Below are 20518 nucleotides of genomic sequence, written 5' to 3'. Positions count from 1 at the left end.
ATTCTATCCCCGCTGTAGAGCCTCTCGCTCCAGCGGGCTTTTTCATGGCCCATGCCCCGCACAACCCGCAAATCCCACATCCGCCCAGACGATGGAGCGGAGATGATCGAGATCGCAGCCAATGTCTTCGTAGAGCGTGGATGGGCTGAGAGGAACGGGATGACCCGCTATGCGACAGGCGGCATCGTTGGCCTCGGCAAGCCCTATCTCGTCGGGGAGCATTGCTCTGACTACCCGCTTCCAAAGGCGGTAGCTGAGAGGCTGGGGCTTCTGAGGTAGCGATGACGGTCATCGGAAAGAAGCGGGATGCGAGCCTGCCCGTCCTCTGGAAGGTTGGGCCGTTCGTGGTCTTGCGTCGAGACGTTTACGAGAAAGCCTGCAAGGCCGCCTCTCAACATCTGAAGTCTATCGTCGGAAAGCCTTGGGCGGGCATTCGGTAGCATCATGGACATCCTTCGCCGCTTCCTCACCCAGACCCTCAGAGAGAATACCGAAGAGCTTCAACGCTCAGAGATGCTGAAGCGGCAACGGCACATGATCCAGTACGACAACTGGCAGGCCATGAAAACGGGAACTGAAGCTGGCCTAATGCCCTCTAGACCTTTCAACTCCAACGGCCAGCGCCCGACCGGTCGCATCCGCATCCGCACCTCATGGTTCGGCTTCGCTGTCTTTGAGGAAGAGCGGGAGTACATCGACGGCACCCGCGTATGGGCTAGGGTGCCTGGCTACCGGATCCTAAGCGAGTAGATGCCCAAGCCCTTCAACTTCTACAGCAGGCCAAGAGAGAGCAGAGGCTCAGCCCGAGAGCGAGGTTATTCCACCAGGTGGGAGAAGGCCCGCAAGACCTACCTGATGAGCCATCCCCTCTGCGTCATGTGCAAGAAGGATGGCAGGACGACAGCAGCGAATGTTGTTGATCACATCAAAGCTCACAAAGGTTCGCAGTCCCTATTCTGGGATACCGATAACTGGCAGGCCTTATGCGCCCACTGCCACAACAGCACCAAGCAGCGTGAGGAGCGAGGACGCTTCCAGGCTGTAGACGCAGATGGGTGGCCGGTATGAGATGCACTTACTGTGGCTCCCGGCTCCACACCATCAGCAACTGTCCCAAGACGTGGGCAGGCCAAGGCAACCGAAGGGCAATGCGCTGCACCTACTGCGGCAAGAACGATCACAACTATGAGGCCTGCCCGAAGATCATGGCGGCCCATGTTCGTGATCCTAATGGATACGTGAAGGATCGGTAGGATGGCTGATATGAAGACCGCACTCAACATTCTTCGTGGCTTCAGCTTCATGGCCCGTACAAGCAGCGGCGATCTCAACCTCGCTTCACTGCATCGCAAGGACAGGATGTGCTGGTCGTGGGCAGTGACACTACGGAAGTATCGCGGGGATGAGGCGAGGCGCTTTGCTCTCTACCGCATCCCAGGCTTCCAAGAGCGGTTCGTGCTCGCTACTCCATGGCGCGCCCTAGAGGTCGTGGTGCACCACGACATGATGCTGGTTAATGTGGCCTAATGAGTGACCACTATGCGCCTTGCTGATATCGAACGAGCCAATCGCCTGATGAACAAGAGGCATGACCTAGAGAACGACGCGACCCTCGCTGCCACCAGCGGCCTCGGCGTCACCATTCAAGGCCGATACCAAGACGAGGCCATGCTCGATGCGGTGCGTCGGAGCGTGGTCAATGAGTTCAATCGCCGGATCGCAGAGGTCGATGAGGAGTTGAGGTCGCTCGGGGTCGAGGTATGACCCGATCCGATGCAACGATATGTCACATCGAAGTCGAGACGTAACAAAATTGCGCCAACGACCCCTCAGACGAAATATTATTGCGATGTAACAGTGTAGGGGGGGGTCAAAGTCTAGGGCCTAAATCCCTAGGACCGGCGCCCTCAATCTCGCTTTAGACGCCGCAGGTTTTGACGGCATTTTTCGGAACACAGTAACGAGGCAAAGATGGGCGCTCGCGGCCCGAAGAAGAAGCTGGCCGAAATCGCTCGTCTTGAGGGCAATCCCGGCAAGCGCAAGATCCAAGAGTCGACGGTCAAGGCCAGTGGCGCTCCGTTCATTCCCGATTACCTCGATGAGGACGCCAGGGCCTGTGCTGAAGTCATCCTCCAATCCATGCCGCCCGAGCTTTACACGAAGGCGGATAGCGGCCTGATCGCGGACTATGCGACGGCGTGGTCAATTAAGAAGCAGGCGGTCGCAAGGCTGGCCGCTGAAGGGCTGACGGTCACAGGCTCGCAAGGCCAAGACGTTAAACACCCATGCATCAACATAATCTCGGAGATGATGCGCCTCAACATGGCCCAAGGCGACCGGCTCGGGCTCGATCCAAAGGCAAGGCAGGCGTTGCAGCTCAAGGCCGACGAAAAGCCAAAGAGCAAGTTCGAAGGTCTGATCGGAGCGAGCGTGTCATCCGATTTATCGAAGCATTGACGGTCCCCTCTGGCGAAGGTCAGGGAGGCCCGTTCAAGCTTCGGGAATGGCAGAAGCAGTTCATCAGGGACATTTACGAGCCCCACGAGTTGCGGAAAGGACAGTATCGGCGCCGAGTGCGTCGGGCCATTCTGTCGATAGCCCGCAAGAACGGTAAGACGGCGCTCATCGCGGCTCTCGTGCTCGTGCATCTGATCGGGCCGGAAGCCATCCAGAACGGCGAAATCTATTCCGCGGCGAACGACCGCGAGCAGGCCGGCCAGGTCTACAAGGTCGCCTCGCAGATCGTGAAGTCGGATCCGGAATTGTCCGCGATGCTCCGGTGCGTGGACTCGACAAAGACAATCGCCTGTTATGCCAATGGCTCGTTCTATAAGGCCATCAGCGCGGAAGCCGGCACGAAACATGGCCTCAATCCGAGCTTTGTGATCTTCGATGAACTGGCTCAAGCGAAAGACCGCGAACTTTATGACGTACTTGATACTTCGATGGGTGCTCGTGCGGAGCCGCTCTTCGTAACCATCTCGACGCAGAGCAACGACCCGGAGCACATCCTGTCGAAGCTCATTGACGACGGCCTGGGGTCCAAGGATCCGACCATCGTCTGCCATCTCTACGCTGTTCCGGAGGAGCAGGAGGACATTTTCGACCCGAAGTGCTGGGAGATGGCGAACCCGGCGCTGCACGACTTTCGCGATTTCGATGATCTGAAGGCTATCGCTGACAAGGCGCAGCGCATGCCGGCAGAGGAGCCGAAATTTCGAAATCTCTACCTCAATCAGCGCGTGGCTCCGGTCGCTTCGCTGATCTCCCGGGCTGAATGGATGGCCTGCAAGGGGAATACGGAGATCGAGGAAGGCGAGGAGGTCTATCTCGGCCTCGACCTGTCGTCCATCAACGACCTGACGGCCCTCGTGATGGTCTCGGCGGGCGATCCCACCAAGGTTGTGCCCTTCCTCTGGAAGCCGGAAGCCTTTCTCAAAGATCATTCCAACAGGGATTTCGGCTCGGGCAATCATCGTTACGTCGAATGGCACAGGGACGGGCACCTGCTCGCCACTCCCGGCCGCTCTATCGACAAGGAAGTGATTGCGCGGCACATCGCGGACCTCTGCGGGCGCTATCGCGTCCTTGGCATGGCCTACGACCGCTGGCGCATTGACGACCTAATCAAGGAGTTCGACCGCATCGACTTCGCCTCTCACAAGGACGGCGAGAAGGGCGACGGGCTGCGAATTATCCCTTGGGGGCAGGGGTTCAAGGACATGACACCCGCCATCGACGCGATGGAAGTGGCGGTGATCGACCGGAAGCTGATCCACGGCAACAACCCAGTCTTGAATTGGAACATGGCGAACGCGGTCGCGGTCACGGATCCTGCAGGCGGGCGCAAGATCGACAAGAACAAGGCGAGGTTCCGGATCGATGGCGCAGTGGCGCTGACGATGGCCCTGGGCCTCAAGTCGAGAGACCGGGTGAACGAAGTGCCCTTCGACGCCGAAGCATGGATCGCGAGTTACGCATGAACTGGCTAAAACGAGCTTTCGGGCTGTCGGGCAAGAAGGATATTGAGCCTTGGCGGTCCGGGTTGGCCTCGACGGAGAACGGCAACAACTTCGTCACCAATCAGGTTACGCTTGCGAACTATCGCGACTTGCGTCTGGCGAGCGCCGGGGCTGCGGTAGGGCTGTCGGCAACCTGGGCCTGCGTGCAACTCATCGCCGGTACGATCGCCTCGCTCCCGCTCATGGTCTACCGGACGGGGCCGGATGGCATCCGCCGAGTCGCTCGGGACCACCCGCTCTACTTCGTGCTGCATGACAGCCCGAACTACGATCAGACGGCCGTCGACTTCTGGGAGTTCATGGCCGCAGCGGTCGAGCTGCAGGGCAATGCTTATGCCGTCATGGAGCGGCGTTCTGACGGGGTTCTTAACGCCCTGCATCCGATCCGGCCGGATCTGGTTCGAGTGCGCCGTCTGGATGATGGCAGCCTGGAATATGAGTGGCCGGAGGACGGCCGCCGCATCGTGAGACCTGGCGAGCAGATGCTCCACATCCGCGGCGCTATGGGCGACGGGATCTCTGGTACATCGACACTCTCGGCCTGTCGGGCCGTCTTTGAGGACGCCCTCGCGGCCGAGACGGCAGCTGGGGCCATGTTCCAGAACGGGGTAAGCCCGAGCGGCATCCTGAGCACGGCCGATAGCGTGGCCCTCACGAAGGATCAGCGCGATCTGCTCGAGAAGCTCTTGCAGGAGAAATACATGGGCGCCGTCCGCGCCGGCCGCCCCATGCTGCTCGACAACGGCATGAAGTGGACGCAGCTTTCGATCAACCCCCAGGATGCCCAGATGCTCGAAAGCCGCAAGTTCAGCGGCGAGCAGATCTGCCGGCTCTTCGGCGTGCCGCCTGCGATGGTGGGTTTTGGCGACAAGGCCTCGAATTGGGGGACCGGGAAGGAGGTCGATGTGCTCGGCTTCCAGAAATTCACCCTCCGCAAGCGCCTGAAGCGCATCGAGCAGGCCCTTCTGAAGCAACTTGTGCCGCTGGCTGAGCGCCGGGCCCAAGGGATCACCATCGAGTTCAATTTCGAAGGCCTTCTGCGCGGGGACACCGAGAGCCGCTACAACGCCTATGAGCGGGCGATCCGCATGGGCATTGCGACCCGCAATGAGTGCCGCGCCCTGGAAAACCTGCCGCCGATCGAGGGCGGCGACGTGGTGACGGTGCAGATGCAGGACATCCCGCTCGCCCAGGCCATCAACGGAGACCCCAATGAGCAAGACAGCCCCAATTCTTGAGATCAAGTCGCTCAAGGACAGCGGCGAGTTTGAGGGCTACGGCTCGACATTCGGTGGTGAGCCTGATGCCTACGGCGATGTCATTGCCCCCGGCGCCTATACGGACAGCCTGAAGGCCCATAAGGCCAAGGGCACCATGCCGAAGCTCTTCTGGCAGCACAATCCGGATGAGCCGATCGGCAAGTGGATTGAGGCAACCGAGGACGATCATGGCTTGCTGATGCGCGGCCGACTGAACATGGACGTTCAGCGGGGTCGTGAAGCTTATGCCCTTCTGAAAGAAGGCGACATTGACGGGCTGTCGATCGGCTACCGCATCAAGGAATACAGCGTCGACACGGAAACGGGCGTCTGGACGCTCGAAAAGCTGGACCTTGTTGAGGTCAGCATCGTGTCGGTTGGCGCGAACGAGAACGCGGTCGTGCAGAGCGTGAAGGCTGCCAAGGCCTCGCACGACCTTACCGAGAAGCTGAAGGCCGGGGACCGGCTGACAGAGCGAGAGTTTGAGACCTGGCTCAAGGGGCTGGGCTTCTCCAACTCGCAGGCGGAACGTGCCGCACGTCTCCACCTGAAGGGGCAGGGGGAACCTGCCGCCGCGGCTGACGACGCGACCACGTTCCTCGAGGCACTCCTCGGGCGGCGGTCCTGATCCTTCCACTCCCATAGCCTTGAAAGGGCAATCTAATGAAGTCTTTCCGATCCATTTTCGGGATGCTGACGCTCGCGCTTGTGGCGTCGGTGTTCTTCCTTTCCTCGGGCGATGCCTATGCCGCCGTGGGCCCAGTCGGCCCGGGCGAACTCTACAGCCTCGGCACGCTTGCGGCGGCTGGCGCCAGCGCGGGAATTGCCCGCCTCGCAGCCTGCTCTATCGGCCCTCGCATCTTCTTCAAGCCGGATGATGGCAGCGGCTCCAAGACTGCCGCCGAACTGGCCGCCGAAGTGAAGCGCGACTTCGAAACCAAGCACGACAAGGTTAAGGAGATTGCCGAGAAGGCGCTCGCGGATGCGGCCAAGGGCGTCGAGATGTCCGGCACCGTCAAGGAACTGGCAGACCAGGCCATCACCGGCATGAACGAGGCCAAGGCCCGTCTTGACGAGATCGAGCAGAAGATGGCTCGACGCCGCGAGCAGGGCGACAGCGAGCGCACCGCTGGCCAGCGGTTCGTTGAGGACGAAGGCTTCAAGTCCTTCGCCGGCCAGATCCGCCCGCGCGGTCGTCACATTGTCGAAGTGAAGGACATCACGTCTCTCACGACCGACGCTGCCGGCTCCGTGGGGACGCTGGTTCAGCCGACCCGCGCTGCTCCTGTCGAGCTGCCGCGCCGTCGCCTGACGATCCGCGCCCTACTCGCACCGGGCAACACCGCGTCAAACTCCATCGAGTACGACAAGGAGAAGGGCTTCACCAACAACGCGGCTCCTGTCGCTGAAGGTGCTCTGAAGCCTCAGTCCGAAATCCAGTACGTGGCCGCGACCGCTCCGGTTCGCACCATCGCCCACTGGATGCGGGCTTCGGTCCAGATCCTTGCGGATGCCCCCGGCCTCCGTTCGATGATCGACAACCGCCTCCGGTATGGCCTTGCCTATGTCGAAGAGAACCAGCTTCTCAACGGCAGCGGCACCGGGGAGAACCTCGAAGGTCTCGTGACGGTCGCAACCCCGTTCGCGGCCCCCGGGGGCTTGGTCGCCGGCCAGATGATCGACACCGTTCGCCTCGGCATGCTTCAGGTAGCGCTTGCCGAGTACCCGCCGAACGGCATCGTCCTGAACCCGATCGATTGGGCTTTCATCGAGATGATGAAGGATGGCCAGGGCCGCTATCTCATCGGCAACCCGCAGGGCACGCTGAACCCGACGCTTTGGGGCCTGCCGGTGGTGCCGACCCAGGCGATGGGCGTGGACAAGTTCCTCGTCGGCGCCTTCGATCTGGCCGCCCAGATCTTCGATCGGCAGGACGCGACGGTCGAGGTCTCCACCGAGGATCAGGACAACTTCGTTCGCAACAAGGTCACGATCCGCGCAGAAGAGCGGCTCGCCCTGGCGATCTATCGCGAAGAGGCCCTGGTTTACGGCGACCTCGGCCGCGTGGCCTAACCCGTTCGGTTCATCAAGGAGGGCGGCTTCGGCTGCCCTCTCTATGAACTGAGAGGAGACCCACATGGCTACGATCAAGGCTATTCTGACCAAGCCCCTCGACGGCGACCCCGAAGGCACCGAGCGCGAATTCAGCCAGGCTGACTTCGACCGCCTCAAGGCCCGAGGCGCCGTGCGTGCCGCGGGCGAGGCAAAGGCGGCCCCGAAGGTTGCCAACAAGGCCGCTCCTGCGGTCGCCAACAAGTCGGCTGACACCAAAACCAAGGCTTAAACCGTGCTGATCCCGGTCGCTCCCGCCGATCCGATCATCTCCCTGGAAGATGCGAAGCAACACCTCCGCATCGACCATACGGACGATGACGCCTATATCACGGCCCTGATCCGCGCTGCGGAGACGGCTGTCTCGGAGCGGCTGGAGCGCACCCTCGGGGTGACGACCTGGGATTACCGCATCGGCTCGGAAGACATCTGCGGGGGCTTCGATATTCGCTTGCCGACCCCGCCTCTGATCGAGGTGCTGTCGGTCAAATACTTCGACACGGACGGGGCCGAGCAGACCTATGCGCCGGCCAATTACCGCGCCTTCGGCATCGGTGGGCGGGGCGGCATCCGACTCACTGGCGGGGCCTCCTGGCCTTCCCTGCGCTACGGACCAGAGGCTGTGACGATCCGCTATAAGGCGGGCTATGCCGACGTGCCCGAGCCGATCCGGCAGGCAGTCAAATTGCTCATTGGCCAGCTATATGCGCAGCGCGGAGAAATGGTGCAGGAGAACCTCACCGAAGATCCGGCCATCAAGAATTTGCTCGCGCCCTACCGCGTCTGGGGTGTGTAGCCATGCCGGTCCTCGCAGGCCAACTCAGAGACCGCCTCACGTTTGAGGCGAGGTCTGTCATCGATGATGGATACGGTAACGAGGTGTCCGGTCCCTGGGCGGCACAGTTCACCGTGGCCGCTCGCGTGACGACATCTCCCGGCAGAGAGACGGTCACCGCTCAGCGTCTTGCTGGCGTGAACCCGGTCGATGTCTGGGTGAGGTGGTCCGAGCAGACGAAGAATATCCGCACGGAATGGCGGGCTGTTGATGCGAGAGACCCTGAAAGGGTGTTCGCCATCCTCTCCGTCACTGATCCCGAAGAGTATCGGAGGCAGTTCCGCCTCCTGTCCTGCACCCTTGGCGGTGTGAGTTAAGGAGAGGCCACATGGCTCAGCGCGTAAAGTTCACCAAGGATTACACCTACCGTATCGACGGTCAGCGTCAGGTTGCTTACATCGGCGGCAAGGAATACCGTATCCCCGAAGCCCACTATGAGGCTGCCAAGGCGGCCGGCGTGGTCGAAGACATGGCGGATGCCCCGGCCAAGGCTGAGAACAAGGCTAAGGCCTAAGCCTCATGAGCAAGATCGAGGGCCTGGCGAAACTGCGGGCCAAGCTCCGCGCCCTGCCAGCCGAAGCGAAGGCGGAAATTCGTCAAGCCCTCACGCAGAGCGCCGAGGAAGTCGCGGACATGGCTCGGCGGCTGGCTCCTTACGAGAGCGGCGACCTGAAGGCATCTATCAAGGTCGTTCATGGCAGTTACACGCCCGAGAACTCAAACGTTCGCGGTGTGTCAGCTACCGCTGATGGGGATGCCGACCCGGACCTGACTGTTAGCGTCGTGGCAGGCAATGCGAAGGCCTTCTATGCCGCCTGGGTCGAGTTCGGCACAGCCGCGCACGTCATCAAGCCGAAGCGCCCTGGCGGCCTGTTAAACATCAATGGGCGCCTGATCGAACAGGTCTCGCACCCTGGCGGAACGCCTCGCCCATACTTTTTCCCTGCATGGCGGGCCAATAAGAGGCGGGTTAGGGGCCGGATCACTCGGGCGACGAAAAAGGCGGCCCAGAAGGTCGCAGGAAATGGGCAATGAGCGATCCTTCACTCGCACTCCAGGCCGCTATCGTGGCCGCCCTGAAGGCAACCGGAAGCCCTGCCGGGGCCAATGTCTTCGACCGAGTGCCCGACAGCAATCCTTTCCCGCGCATCACGGTCGGCGGCGGGCAATCGGTCCCGGTCGATGAGGACTGCTACGAAGGCACGGAAAGCTATTTTCAGATCGACGCCTGGTCCCGCGAGGTCGGCTATCCGCAGGTCAAGCAGATTGCCTCTGCTATCCGCGCCCGCCTTCACAACGGCGACTTGAACCTTACCGGCCATACGCTTGAATTGATGAAGATCGAAAGCATCACATTCGAGCGTGACCCAGATGGATTGACGAGCCGCGCTCGCATCCAGCTCCGGGCTCTCACCCAGCCCAAAGACTAACCCCTCTCACATCCGGAGAACCTGCTATGGCTCGCCCAACTACCCTGCGCGGCTCGAAGCTGCTCATCATGATCGGTGACGGCGCCGATCCTGAAGTCTTCGCCGCTCCCTGCGCCCTGAACACGAAGGCCTTCAACCGCTCGGCCTCCACGAATGACTTCAACGTGGCCGACTGCTCGGATCCGGATGCACCGGTCTGGACGGAACGCGCCAAAGGTGCCCTGTCTTCCGGCATCACCGGCTCGGGCACGCTCGCCAAGGAAAGCATCGACCTCTGGGAAGAGTTTTTCGAGGACGTTGACTCCCGCAACATTCGCGTCGTGATCGACTATGCGGTCGGCCCGCGCACCTATCAGGGCAAGTACCACATGACGACCTTCAACCTCACTGGCGAGCAGGACGGCCTGATCCAGTATGAGATTGAGCTCGTTTCGGATGGCCCTGTCGACGTGGTGACCGCTCCGTGAGTTCAGACGCTTCGTTCGAACAGGTCTGGGCGGGGGACGAGCGCGTCTTCCGCCTGGGCATTGGCGAGTTGCTCGCCCTGGAAGAGAAACTCGACTGCGGCTGTGCCGCGGTCCTGAACCGGATCGGATCCGGCGAATGGCGCATTGCCGACCTGAAGGAGCCCATCCGGCTCGGTCTCATGGGTGGCGGCACGGACGCCAAGCGGGCCAAGGCTCTTGTCGATGAGCATGTCGCCCCCGGCCGGCTGCTTGAGGCGGCGGTCCTGGCGCGGGCCATCCTCCTGAAGGCCCTTGTGGGCGACACCCGCGAGCAAGTGGGAAAAGGCGAAGCGGCAACGGAAGCGCCGGAGGCGAACGCCTCTCCGCTGCCGCCCTCTACGGAACAGGCGCAGTCGTAGGGTTCACGCCCTCCGAAGTACGGGCGATGACCCTCTGGGAGTTCGCCGCCTGCGTGGACGGCTGGAACACCTCGCAAGGGGCCGAGGAGCCGATCGATGCTCCATCTGCTGAAGAATATTACGACCTCGTGGAGAGGCTAGGATCCAATGGCTGAAGCCGTCGATATGCAGCGCCTTGTCGTCTCCATGGAGGCGAGGTTCACGACCTTCAACAAGGAGTTGCAGAAGCTTACAGGATCGGTCGAGAAAGAGACCAAGAAGATCGAGACCCGCTTCAAGTCGGTCAATGACAATCTTCAGGGTCAGACGGCCAACCTGGCGGCGCAGTTTCAGGATATCGGCGTGCAGTTGGCGAGCGGCACCTCGCCGCTTACCGTCGCCCTTCAGCAGGGCACGCAGATTTCCGCCGTCCTTGGCGAGACGAAGGGCGGTGCGGCCGGTGCCGTCAAGGCCCTTGGCTCTGCCTTCGCTTCGGTGGTGAGCCCGATCAGCCTTGCTACGATCGGCATCATCGCGCTCGGCGGCGCTGCGATCCAGTATGTCGCCGGCATGGTGAGCGATACTCAGACGCTCGATGATCGCCTGAAGATCCATGCCGACCTCATCAAGCAGATCAAGGACGCCTATGGCGAGGCGGCCGAAGGACTGGAGGACTATGCCAAGCAGAGCACGGCCGTCCTCGAGGTACAGACCCGCGCCTCTATCCTGAAGCTTCAGGAAGACCTGACGAAGCTGTCCAAGACGCTGTCCCGCTCGCTGATGCAGTCGCCCACGCTTCTGCCGACGAACCCGACAGCGGGGATCATGGATGTTGATACAAGTACCGTCGATCAGGCGGTGCCGAAGTATCAGGCCTTTGCCGACGCCATCCGAAAACTGCAGGACGAGGCGAAGAACGGCGAGCCGAACATCAGGGCTTTCCAGGCGGCGATTTCGGCCATCGCCAACGCCAACCAGTCGGACAAGGAGATCCAGAAGCTCGCGGGCGAACTCCTCGCCATGTCGCAGCAGGCCTATGACGTTGAGAACGCGCTCACCACGGCCCGCCGCGCCATTGGCTTGATCGGTGACGTGGCGGCGGGGCAGGTTGGCTCCGTCAAGGAACTCAAGAACGCGCTGAATGACCTAGCCCGGATCGGGCTCCCGACCACAGGCGAGTTCCGGGCGGAAGAGGCCTACAGGCGAGCGCTTGAGAATGCCCGCACCCCTGGCGAGCGGGCGCAGGTCGATAACGCTTATCTGGAGGCACAGCAGCGCCTTCGTGACCGTGAAGCCGAAGAGGCTGCTGAGAAGGCGCGTCGAGAGGCTGAGCGGAAATCCGAGCAGGCCGCGCGACGGGCCGCGAGTGATGCTGAGCGCAAGCGCGAGGCCTACGCCCAGGAGATCACTGACATTCAGAATGCCACCCGCGCCCTTGAGCTTGAGTTTGAGATGCGCGGCAAAAGCAATGTCGAGCGGGAGAAAGCCCGCCAGATTATGCAGATTGAAAACGCTCTCCAGCGTGAGGGCGTGACGCTATCGGGAGAGCAGCGGGCCACGGTCGAGCAACTGGCCGAGTCCTACGCCCAGATGAGCGAGAAGCTAAAGGAGGCCAATGCCACTCAGCAGGAGCTCCAGCAGCTTGCCAGTTCCACCCTCAAAGGCTTCGTCTCCGACCTCATGGACGGCGTGAGCGCGGCGGATGCCTTGCAGAACGCGCTCAAGCGCGTAGGGGACAGGCTGCTTGATCTGGCGATCGACTCTGCTCTCAAGGGGCTTCTTGGCGGGGCAGGAGGCGGCGGCAATATCTTCTCGTCCCTTCTCGGCGGGCTCACAGGACAGCGGGCGATGGGTGGCCCTGTACAGTCGGGCGGCACCTATCTCGTGGGTGAGAACGGCCCGGAGCTCGTGCAGTTCGGCCGCAATGGCACGGTCATTCCGAACCATGCTTTGCCTCGCGGCGGGGCGGGTGGGGGCGTCGAAGTGCACGTTCACGAAGCGCAGGGGACGAAAGCGGCGGTGAAACAGTCCAACGGCCCCAATGGTCCGCGTCTTGAGGTGCAGATCGAGCAAATGCTCGGCGGCATGATCGCGAGCGGAAAGCTCGACAAGTCGCTCAAGGGTCGCTTCGGCGTGTCGCCCATGGGAGGCCGCTGATGGCTCTTCCTGTATGGCCCTCTACGGTCCCGCATAAGCCTCTGGCCGACAACGGGATCGATGAGCCTCATCGTGGCGTGCTGGAAAGCGAAATGACGGCCGGCAACACCCGGAGCCGCCGCCAGTTCACCACCGTTATCGGTGCTGTGCCGCGCACGATCCCCATGACCACGGCACAGTTCCTCACCTTCAAGGCTTTCGTCCGCGATACCCTTTCTCATGGCTCAGCAGAGTTTGAGATGCCAGTTTGGGATCTAACGGCCTGTCCTGTGAAGCGGGTCAAGCTCCGCGACGGCGGCCGGTACACGGCGAACCGCATGGGCAACAAAATTCACGTTTCCTTCTCCCTCGACGTTTGGGATCTGTAAGTGCCGATTTCCGCAACGCAAGCCTGGGCCGAGGCCGCCGCCTCCGCGCCCAAGGATGAGGTCATGCTCATCACGATCGAGCTGATCCATCCGACCTTTGTGGAGAACGGCGCTCCTGCCCCGATCAGGGCCGTCCGCAACACGGTCGATGTCAACTTCCGTCTGGAGGATGGCGCACCGGTCGGCGGCGGCACGGTGGTCCCCTTCAAGGCGATCCCGTTCGAAATCGACTATCCCCGCATCGGCAACCTCGGCGCCGAGGCCACCATCCGGCTCGACAACGTGAACCGGGAGGCCTCCCGCTACCTGGGCGAGGCCGTGAAGCTCAATACGCCCATTCAGGCGATCTTCCGCGGCTATCTGGCGTCCGATCCCAACACGGTCGGGCAGGGCCCTTACAAGCTCATCCTGCGCAACGTGAAGCGCACGGCGCGGCAGCTTGAGGGGCAACTCGCTATCGCTCGTCCGCAGAACATGCGCGTCATGCGCGAGGTCTATGACATGGTGCGCTTCCCGAGCCTCTTGGCGGTGTCGTGATGGATCGTCTCGCCTTCTATGAGAGCCTGATCGGCAAGCCCTACAGGATCGGGGCGCGTGGTGAGGATGGGTTCGATTGTTATGGGTTGGCGCAGCATGTGCAACTGACCCTCGCTGGCATCGAAATGCCGGATGTTGAGGCGCGGCCAACAACTACGCGCCAGCAAGCGGAAGTTCTTCTCGATCATCCAGAGCGTAATAATTGGGTTCAGATAGAAGAGCCCGAAGATTTATGCTTGGTATTAATGGGGAATGTAGCCAAAAGAGATTTCCACCTTGGGACTTATGTAGTACCATCTACAGTAGGTGGAGTGCTTCATATCACTAAAGAAGCCGGTGTTGTCTTTGATGATATGCCTGCACTCAAAGCCTCTGGCTGGAACTACATGAAGTTTTACAAGAGGATTGCGTAATGCTGACTGCCGAGCGTTTGCGTTATCTGTTCCGCTACGACCCGGAAACGGGCCAGTTCTGGCGGCGTCATCCTCACGCTGGCTATAACATCAACCGCGAAGCCGGTTATGTTCGCAAGGGCGCTCCATACCGCGAGATCCGAGTAGACCAGAAACTATACCTCGCCCATCGTCTTGCTTGGCTCTACATGACCGGCGAGTGGCCGGTTGAGACTGTTGACCACATCGACGGCATCCCTGCGAACAATGCTTGGGCCAACCTACGCGCGGCCACCTTCAAAGAGAACTCCAGGAACCGTGGACGCCTGCCCAACAATACCACAGGGTACCCGGGGGTAAGCAGGCAGAGGCGGCGCTTCCGCGCTCGCATCGTAGTGGACGGCAAGCCGATAGAACTTGGTAGCTTTGACACGAAAGAAGCCGCGCGTGATGCTTACAACGCCGCCGCGAAAGAGCATTTCGGTGAGTTTGCGAGGGTGGCATGAGCGCGAGAGAAAACATGGTTGAGCGGCTACGACTGGATAATGCCGACGACATCGCCGTGCTTCTGGAGGAGCATCTGCGATGCGATGACGGATACATCGAAGGCGTGCCCTATGTGGCCGTCAAGATCGCGGAGGAATACGAGGCTGAGATCAGGCGGATCAACGCTATAGGCGAGATTGCTCGGCAGTTAGCAGAACAGGCCCACCAGGACTACCAAAACATGATGCGCGACCGCGATGGGTTGCGGGACGAAGCGCGGGCGCTAAAGCAATACCTCTCTGCCGAGAGAGAGTTTAACCGGCAATTGGCTGCGGAGCGGGATCGGCTGCGGAAAGAGCTTGAGGCGGTCAACAATGAGTTCGGCTCTCAGACTGCCGATTGGCCCGAGGCTTGGACGCGTGTCGCAAAACTCAAGCAGATCAACGGCGAACGGTGGCAGAGGATCGAGCAACTAAAGGCCCTTCTGGCCCGCGCCATCGGCTACGAACCGCAGCTTGATACCGAGATACGTGCAGCCATCGGAGAGAAGGCTTGAAATACCTAATCGCCGGGCTGGAGTTTGCCGCCCTTAATGCCGTGATCCTGCTGCCGTGGTGGTGGTTCGGGTACATTCACTAGAGCGCCATCCCTGACCATGAAATCAGCCGTTAAGCACTCGCTTCTGGTCTTCGATCCGGAGCACCATGACGTTCGCGTGCCCGAAGCTGGCCTCGTGCTCCCCATTGCCGAGCACAAGACACGCAAGCGCAAGCCGACGATTGAGCAGTTGATCGCGGAGACCGGCTGGCAATTCAACCTGCCGACTGTCTGCAAGGTCAATGGTCAGTATCTCTCCCGCACCGAGTGGGCGTCCTACAAGGTCGCGGCGAACGACAACGTTGAGTTTGTCTCCCGGCCTCTCGGCGGATCCAGCGGTAGCGGGTCCTCGGCCAAGAGCATCGGCGCGATCGTCGCCATGGTGGCGCTCACCGCGCTCGCCCCCTGGGCGATGGGTGCGATCGGGCTGACGGGCATCGCTGCCTCCATCGGCTCGTCGCTGCTCATCGCGGGCGGCGCCATGGCGATCAGCCATTTCCTCAAGCCCAAGGCGGGCGGCAAGACGGCCGAGAACGAGGAGCTCTACTCCTTCGGCCTCGGCGGCAACCAAGCGCGCCCGCTTCAGCCCATCCCGGTTCTCTACGGCCGCACGCTGTCGTTCCCTGACTTCGCCGCTCCGCGCTATTCGGAGTTCGACGGCGACAAGATGACGGAATACGGCCTCTTCGCCCTGACCTGTGGCGATGCCGATGTGGAAGAGGTCCGCATCTCGGACACGCGCATCTGGACGAAGAGCGGCGGCTATAACCAGTCCTTCCCCGGCATCACCATCCAGATCCGCAAGCCTGGGGAAAAGGTCACGCTGTTCCCGGTCAACGTGGTGACGGCCTCCGAGGTCACCGGCATCGAGTTGAACACGACGGACACGCCCGCTTTCACGGCGAATGCGGCCGGCACGCTCACCAAGGAACTGCTCCTCGACTTCGTGTTCCCGTCTGGCCTGTATCAGGAATACAAGGGCGAGATGTACCCGGCTTCGGTGCGCGTCCTCGTGCATGCCCGCCCGGTCAACGATGCCGGCGCTCCGATTGGCGAGTCCGTGCGGATCCTCGACAAGACCTTCACCTACACCAAGAACAGCCAGATCCGCATCACCGAGCGGGTCGAGATCCCGCCCGGGCGCTATGAGATCAGGGCCCGGCGCACGAGCGAGAGCATCACCGGCAAGCAACTGAACGGCGGCAAGGTCTCAGGCGTCGATGACATCGTCTGGTCGGCGCTGCGGGCTCACATCGACGGCCCGAACTCCTTCCCGCGTGTGACGACCATCGCCATCCGGGTCAAGGCGTCTGAAGCCCTGCAAGGCCTGATGAACGGCCAGATCGGCGTCATTGCCACCCGCATCATCCCGGTCTGGAACGGCTCCGGCTTCGTCAATCAGCCGTCGCGCTCGATTGCCTGGGCGGCCCTGGATATGTGGCGCAATGCCGACTATGGCGCGGGGCTCGGCCTGGAGCAGGTCGACTTCCAGTCGTTCTATGCCTACGACCAGCTTTGGACCTCGCTCGGCCATCACTTCGACTATACCTTCAAGGAACCGCAGACGCTCGATGACGCGCTCGAGACGGTGCTGAAGGCGGGAAGGGCGGTTCCGGCGCCTGTGGGCGACCGGCTGACCATCGTCAGGGATGAGCCCCGCGGCATCCCGCGCATGATCTTCACCGATTACGACATCGTGCGGGACTCGCTCTCCATCGATTACACCCTGGCGGATGACGACATCGCGGACGGCATCGTCGGGGAGTACATCGACGAGACGACCTTCAAGCTGGCCGAGGTGTCCTCCGCACCCGATGGGGTGACGCTCGCCAAGCCTGCGCGCGTGCAGCTCCCCGGCGTGCAGAAGCGCTCGCAGGCGGCCGGTCTCGTGCGCTTCATGGCAGGCGAAAACCAGTATCGGCGGGTCACGGTCTCGTGGACGGCCCGCGCCGAAGGGCGCCTGCTCAAGCGTGGCGACCTCGTGAAGCTGTCCTGCGAGGAGCCGGAAACCTGGGGCCAGTCGGCCGAGGTCGTGGCCTATGACGATGCCTCGCGCCGGATCACCTTCGACCATGACCTCGAATGGGATGCGAACGCCCTCAACCATTACGTCGAGATCCGGGCGGCTGACGGGCAGCCCTGGGGGCCGGTGCGGGTCACGCGCGGCACCTCCGACCGCATCGCGATCGTCAACGCGCAGGACTTCGCCAGCGAGGCCACCCGGCAGGGCCGGAGCCTCGCTCAAGCTATGGCCCGGGCGCCCAAGGCGGACATGCCCACGGCCGCCTTCTCGCCCGGCGAGCCGCGCTCCTTCCGCGTGTTGATCACCGAAGGCACGCCCGACACGGACGGCGAGCACATCACCCTGACAGGCGTCTTGGACGATCCCATCGTCTATGACGTGACCGAGACCGGCGTGACGCCGCTGCCGATCACGCCCGACGTGTTCTCGCAGGCCATCCCGGTCATCACGACGCTGTCAGGCCGGGTCTATCAGCGCGGTCTCAGCCTGGTCCTGCAGGCGGGCTGGCAACCGGCCAAGGGGGCGATCCGGTATATTGCCGATGTGTCCTATGACGGCGGCGGAACCTGGGTCCGCGCCTATGAGGGCGATGCGACCACCTTCGAGGCGATCGTCGCGGGCGCTCAGACAATCCGGCTGCGCGTGGCCGGCGTCACCGGCAGCAATGTGACCGGCGTCTTCAGCATCACCGAGATCGACCCGCCGCCGCTTGTCTTGGACGACCAGTTCTTCATCATGAAGATCCGGCCCGACGATCTCGTTCCTGAACTGAGCCGCGACTTGGATGGGATGGGCCTGCTCGACCAGATCGCGGATCTGGCTGGTGAAGGGCGCACCGTGGCCGAGGAGGCAGACGACCGCGCCCGGGCCGCGATCAAGGAAACAGCCCTGGTCAAGGTCACCGCCGACAAGGCACTCGCCGTCTTCGGCACGGATGTGATCGCGGAGTACGACAACAACGGCATCACGGTCGGCCAGCAGTTCACCGCCGTGGCGGATGTCACTGGGCAGCTTGTCGGCGCCTACAAGGTCCAGATCAACGGCACGAATGGCTTCTTCGGCGGCTTCCAACTTATCGGCGCGACTGGACCTGAAGGACAGCCGATCAGCGAGTTCAAGATTGCCACCGACAAGTTCCTCATCGGGGCGCCTGGCTCGGGATTTGGAGCCGAGGCGGTCTTCTCCATCGGCACCCGCAACGGCGTCGGCCGCATGGTCCTGCGCGGCGACTTCATCGCGGACGGCAGTATCAACGCGAACCAGATCCACGTTGTGAGCCTGTCGGCAGTCTCGGCTAACATGGGGACGCTCACCGCAGGCGTCATCTCTCTTACTGGCGCCTCGGGCCGCATCGAGATTTACGACTGATGGCGCGGCGCATGGTTCTGGGCCACTTCGGTGGCGGCTTGGTCGACTTCCGCATCTCGCGGTCGGGCTTTGACGCCATGACGGCGAACGTGGCTGATCGCACGCAGATCAGCTTCGCGCTCTCGCGGGACGTAATGGGGCGGGTGGCATCGGCGGGCAGCATCAATGCCCTCGATAGTGCCGTGTCGTTCTCGGAGGTATTCCCCGCCGAGCCTCCAGTCCTGTTTGGAACCGTGAGGAACTCCGGCGCCTATATCGATGAGTACCGGCGCATCCAGGGCAACGGCGGGCGCTATCAGGATGGCACCCCCTACTGTGCCGTGGTGACAACGACGGCGATCCGGGTGACCAATGCGGCGCCCTTCGGCATCGCTCTCTCGAGCGGCGACAAGTTCGTCTACATGGCGGTGGCGTGATGGCGCGGCGGGTCCTCTTCGGGGCGAACAGCGCCGGCCGGGTTGGTATCTACGTGTCCAAGCCCGGGGTCGATGCCTACACGGCGCCCGAGTCTCAGTTGCTGTTCTCGGACCAGCGCCGGCACTTCATGATCCTGCAATCCGGTAGCATCCAGCTCACCGGCTCGCTGACCAATCCGGGGAGCGGCGTGCGGGTCAACTTCACCCAGCGCCCGGGGCAGAAACCCTTCGTGCTCTGCGGCGACTTCAACCCGCGTCCATCGACGACGCCTGTGCGGGCAGTCGTGGACAGCACCGGCTTTACCGCCTTTCCCGCCGCCGACTGGCAGGGGCAGTATCCTGCGGCCGGCAAGTTCGTACAGTACTTTGCCTTCCTGAAGAGCGAATGAGTAAACGCATTCTCATCGGCCGGGACGCAGGCGGCGACTTCCGCATCCGGTCCTCGGCGGCCGGCTATGATGTCGAAACCGCGCCGCTCGACCAGATCCTGTTCGATGCGGGCGCGATCCCCGGTCGGATCATCACCCAGGGCGCCCGCTACTGTGAGTGGAACCCCTATCAGGCGAGCCAGCCCAACCAGCCCGAAACGACGACATTTGCGCATGGGGTCCCGTCCGGCCTGTCCTTCATCATCCTCGCGATCGGGAAGGCGCAGTACTCAGACGGCTCTACCCCGGACGACTGGCGGTATTGGACATGGACGCTTTTCACCCCGCAAAGCACAGAGCGCATTGTCGTCTCCACTAATCTCGGCAACCCGACAATGAGGGGCCGCTACTGCACACCCTTCCGGTTCTCGGGTGACGATGGGGCCGGCTTCCCGAACTGGGGCGGATGGTGGCTGTCTTGGAACGGCACGAACATCACAGTGACGAACAACTGCGCGAATGGCGTTTGGCTGCGCTGGCAGGCGCTGGAGGTCTGATGATCCTGCAATTTGACGAGAACGGGAGCCTGATCGGCTCCATCACATCCGTCGGCTATCCGGCTCCACAAGAGACGCTGGATCTTGCCCTCACTACGGCGGCCTCTGTCGAGGACGTGCCCCCGTTTGAGCCGCGCTATTGGCATCGGACGGAAGACGGGTTGAAGATCCGGCCCCGGCTTGCCCTCACGACCCGCGAGAAGAGCGAGAGCGGCGGAAGGCTCTTCGTCATCGAGGGCATTCCGGCCGGCGCCATGGTGCGCGTGACCGGCCCCGACAACGGCGAGCTTGAGGCGGATGGCGAGGCGGTCGAACTGCTGTTCCAGCAACCAGGCGGCTACCGCGTGACGGTCGCGGCTGAGCCCTACCAGCCGCAGGAGTTCGATGTGCGCGTGGAGGCGGCCCATGGCACGGCTTGAACTCGGTCCAAACCTTGAGCAGCTGCGCGAGCAGGCCGAAGGCGCTGTCGATCGGCACTTCGAGCCGGTGCGGCAGCGCATGGCGCTCTACACCCGGAAGACCATGGAGGCGCGGCGGCACCTCGCGGGCAGCCCTTCCGCGATGCTCAACAAGGAAGCGCAGCGCCGGCGCATCAAGGCGGATGATATCGCCCGCCGGGTGGTCGCGCTCGCCGAGGTCGACGAGGCGACGGAAGACGACCGGATCGCCCTGAAACTGAAACTCCGCAAGGCGCTCACCGCCGAGAAGATCCGCAAGATCCTCTCTCAGAACGGCATCACTCTTTAA

31 protein-coding genes are annotated in these 20518 nt (G+C 62.3%); all 31 read left to right on the top strand.

The window, feature by feature from the left end:
• Positions 1–102 precede the first annotated feature (102 nt).
• Positions 103–279 carry a hypothetical protein gene (locus tag H0S73_RS16815; protein ID WP_181053225.1) on the top strand — a complete coding sequence of 59 codons (177 nt, stop codon included), beginning with the start codon at positions 103–105 and terminating at the stop codon, positions 277–279.
• Between the two features lie 165 nt (positions 280–444).
• Complete coding sequence (locus tag H0S73_RS16810; protein WP_181053224.1) at positions 445–750, top strand: hypothetical protein; 306 nt, start codon at positions 445–447, stop codon at positions 748–750.
• Positions 751–1068 (top strand): HNH endonuclease, encoded by a 318-nt coding sequence (locus H0S73_RS26270; protein ID WP_181053223.1) that lies wholly within the window; start codon positions 751–753, stop codon positions 1066–1068. It abuts the gene before it with no gap.
• A 186-nt stretch (positions 1069–1254) separates the two neighbouring features.
• Complete coding sequence (locus tag H0S73_RS16800; RefSeq protein ID WP_181053222.1) at positions 1255–1527, top strand: hypothetical protein; 273 nt, start codon at positions 1255–1257, stop codon at positions 1525–1527.
• 48 nt (positions 1528–1575) lie between these two features.
• Positions 1576–1764 carry a hypothetical protein gene (locus H0S73_RS16795; RefSeq protein ID WP_181053221.1) on the top strand — a complete coding sequence of 63 codons (189 nt, stop codon included), beginning with the start codon at positions 1576–1578 and terminating at the stop codon, positions 1762–1764.
• Between the two features lie 207 nt (positions 1765–1971).
• The gene (locus H0S73_RS25790) at positions 1972–2457 is read left to right on the top strand and encodes a phage terminase small subunit P27 family (RefSeq protein WP_246389001.1); all 486 of its coding nucleotides are present in this window, start codon (positions 1972–1974) and stop codon (positions 2455–2457) included.
• Positions 2454–3983 (top strand): terminase large subunit, encoded by a 1530-nt coding sequence (locus H0S73_RS16790; protein WP_246388999.1) that lies wholly within the window; start codon positions 2454–2456, stop codon positions 3981–3983. The genes H0S73_RS25790 and H0S73_RS16790 overlap by 4 nt, the downstream gene beginning before the upstream one ends.
• Positions 3980–5260: a phage portal protein gene (locus tag H0S73_RS16785; protein ID WP_181053219.1), complete on the top strand. Its 1281-nt coding sequence runs from the start codon at positions 3980–3982 to the stop codon at positions 5258–5260. Before H0S73_RS16790 ends, H0S73_RS16785 begins: the two co-directional genes overlap by 4 nt.
• Positions 5235–5909 (top strand): HK97 family phage prohead protease, encoded by a 675-nt coding sequence (locus H0S73_RS16780; RefSeq protein ID WP_181053218.1) that lies wholly within the window; start codon positions 5235–5237, stop codon positions 5907–5909. The genes H0S73_RS16785 and H0S73_RS16780 overlap by 26 nt, the downstream gene beginning before the upstream one ends.
• Positions 5910–5944: 35 nt before the next feature.
• Positions 5945–7354, top strand: a complete 1410-nt coding sequence (locus H0S73_RS16775; RefSeq protein WP_246388992.1) for a phage major capsid protein — start codon at positions 5945–5947, stop codon at positions 7352–7354.
• 64 nt (positions 7355–7418) lie between these two features.
• Positions 7419–7625 (top strand): hypothetical protein, encoded by a 207-nt coding sequence (locus H0S73_RS16770; RefSeq protein WP_181053217.1) that lies wholly within the window; start codon positions 7419–7421, stop codon positions 7623–7625.
• 3 nt (positions 7626–7628) lie between these two features.
• Positions 7629–8189 (top strand): head-tail connector protein, encoded by a 561-nt coding sequence (locus H0S73_RS16765; protein WP_181053216.1) that lies wholly within the window; start codon positions 7629–7631, stop codon positions 8187–8189.
• A 2-nt stretch (positions 8190–8191) separates the two neighbouring features.
• Entirely contained in the window at positions 8192–8545 is a 354-nt protein-coding gene (locus H0S73_RS16760) for a head-tail adaptor protein (RefSeq protein ID WP_181053215.1), read from the top strand.
• Between the two features lie 11 nt (positions 8546–8556).
• Entirely contained in the window at positions 8557–8742 is a 186-nt protein-coding gene (locus tag H0S73_RS16755) for a hypothetical protein (RefSeq protein WP_181053214.1), read from the top strand.
• 5 nt (positions 8743–8747) lie between these two features.
• Positions 8748–9263, top strand: a complete 516-nt coding sequence (locus H0S73_RS16750) for an HK97-gp10 family putative phage morphogenesis protein (RefSeq protein WP_181053213.1) — start codon at positions 8748–8750, stop codon at positions 9261–9263.
• Positions 9260–9658: a DUF3168 domain-containing protein gene (locus tag H0S73_RS16745; RefSeq protein ID WP_181053212.1), complete on the top strand. Its 399-nt coding sequence runs from the start codon at positions 9260–9262 to the stop codon at positions 9656–9658. The genes H0S73_RS16750 and H0S73_RS16745 overlap by 4 nt, the downstream gene beginning before the upstream one ends.
• 26 nt (positions 9659–9684) lie before the next feature.
• Positions 9685–10125 (top strand): phage tail tube protein, encoded by a 441-nt coding sequence (locus H0S73_RS16740; protein WP_181053211.1) that lies wholly within the window; start codon positions 9685–9687, stop codon positions 10123–10125.
• Positions 10122–10523, top strand: coding sequence for a GTA-gp10 family protein (locus H0S73_RS16735; RefSeq protein WP_181053210.1), 402 nt, complete (start codon positions 10122–10124; stop codon positions 10521–10523). The genes H0S73_RS16740 and H0S73_RS16735 overlap by 4 nt, the downstream gene beginning before the upstream one ends.
• Before the next feature lie 26 nt (positions 10524–10549).
• The gene (locus H0S73_RS26120; protein WP_281369182.1) at positions 10550–10678 is read left to right on the top strand and encodes a hypothetical protein; all 129 of its coding nucleotides are present in this window, start codon (positions 10550–10552) and stop codon (positions 10676–10678) included.
• Entirely contained in the window at positions 10671–12659 is a 1989-nt protein-coding gene (locus H0S73_RS16730; protein ID WP_181053209.1) for a phage tail length tape measure family protein, read from the top strand. Before H0S73_RS26120 ends, H0S73_RS16730 begins: the two co-directional genes overlap by 8 nt.
• Before the next feature lie 92 nt (positions 12660–12751).
• Positions 12752–13027, top strand: a complete 276-nt coding sequence (locus H0S73_RS16725) for a hypothetical protein (protein WP_181053208.1) — start codon at positions 12752–12754, stop codon at positions 13025–13027.
• Entirely contained in the window at positions 13028–13564 is a 537-nt protein-coding gene (locus H0S73_RS16720; RefSeq protein ID WP_181053207.1) for a DUF1833 family protein, read from the top strand.
• On the top strand, positions 13564–13977 hold the full coding sequence (locus H0S73_RS16715) for an NlpC/P60 family protein (protein ID WP_181053206.1): 414 nt from the start codon (positions 13564–13566) through the stop codon (positions 13975–13977). Before H0S73_RS16720 ends, H0S73_RS16715 begins: the two co-directional genes overlap by 1 nt.
• Entirely contained in the window at positions 13977–14462 is a 486-nt protein-coding gene (locus tag H0S73_RS16710; protein WP_181053205.1) for an HNH endonuclease signature motif containing protein, read from the top strand. The genes H0S73_RS16715 and H0S73_RS16710 overlap by 1 nt, the downstream gene beginning before the upstream one ends.
• A complete protein-coding gene (locus tag H0S73_RS16705; protein WP_181053204.1) occupies positions 14459–14998 on the top strand; it encodes a hypothetical protein in 540 nt (179 codons plus the stop codon). Before H0S73_RS16710 ends, H0S73_RS16705 begins: the two co-directional genes overlap by 4 nt.
• A gap of 99 nt (positions 14999–15097) precedes the next feature.
• Positions 15098–18430 carry a host specificity factor TipJ family phage tail protein gene (locus H0S73_RS16700; protein WP_181053203.1) on the top strand — a complete coding sequence of 1111 codons (3333 nt, stop codon included), beginning with the start codon at positions 15098–15100 and terminating at the stop codon, positions 18428–18430.
• A complete protein-coding gene (locus tag H0S73_RS16695) occupies positions 18430–18846 on the top strand; it encodes a hypothetical protein (RefSeq protein WP_181053202.1) in 417 nt (138 codons plus the stop codon). Before H0S73_RS16700 ends, H0S73_RS16695 begins: the two co-directional genes overlap by 1 nt.
• A complete protein-coding gene (locus H0S73_RS16690; RefSeq protein ID WP_181053201.1) occupies positions 18846–19235 on the top strand; it encodes a hypothetical protein in 390 nt (129 codons plus the stop codon). The genes H0S73_RS16695 and H0S73_RS16690 overlap by 1 nt, the downstream gene beginning before the upstream one ends.
• Positions 19232–19771, top strand: coding sequence for a hypothetical protein (locus H0S73_RS16685; protein ID WP_181053200.1), 540 nt, complete (start codon positions 19232–19234; stop codon positions 19769–19771). The genes H0S73_RS16690 and H0S73_RS16685 overlap by 4 nt, the downstream gene beginning before the upstream one ends.
• Entirely contained in the window at positions 19771–20190 is a 420-nt protein-coding gene (locus H0S73_RS16680; protein ID WP_181053199.1) for a hypothetical protein, read from the top strand. Before H0S73_RS16685 ends, H0S73_RS16680 begins: the two co-directional genes overlap by 1 nt.
• Positions 20177–20518, top strand: a complete 342-nt coding sequence (locus H0S73_RS16675) for a hypothetical protein (protein WP_181053198.1) — start codon at positions 20177–20179, stop codon at positions 20516–20518. Before H0S73_RS16680 ends, H0S73_RS16675 begins: the two co-directional genes overlap by 14 nt.

Source organism: Microvirga mediterraneensis (assembly GCF_013520865.1).
In the GTDB taxonomy this organism is placed as follows: Bacteria; Pseudomonadota; Alphaproteobacteria; order Rhizobiales; family Beijerinckiaceae; genus Microvirga; species Microvirga mediterraneensis.
The sequence above is the reverse complement of the archived record's forward strand: the minus strand, read 5'-3'. Positions and strand labels throughout refer to the sequence as shown.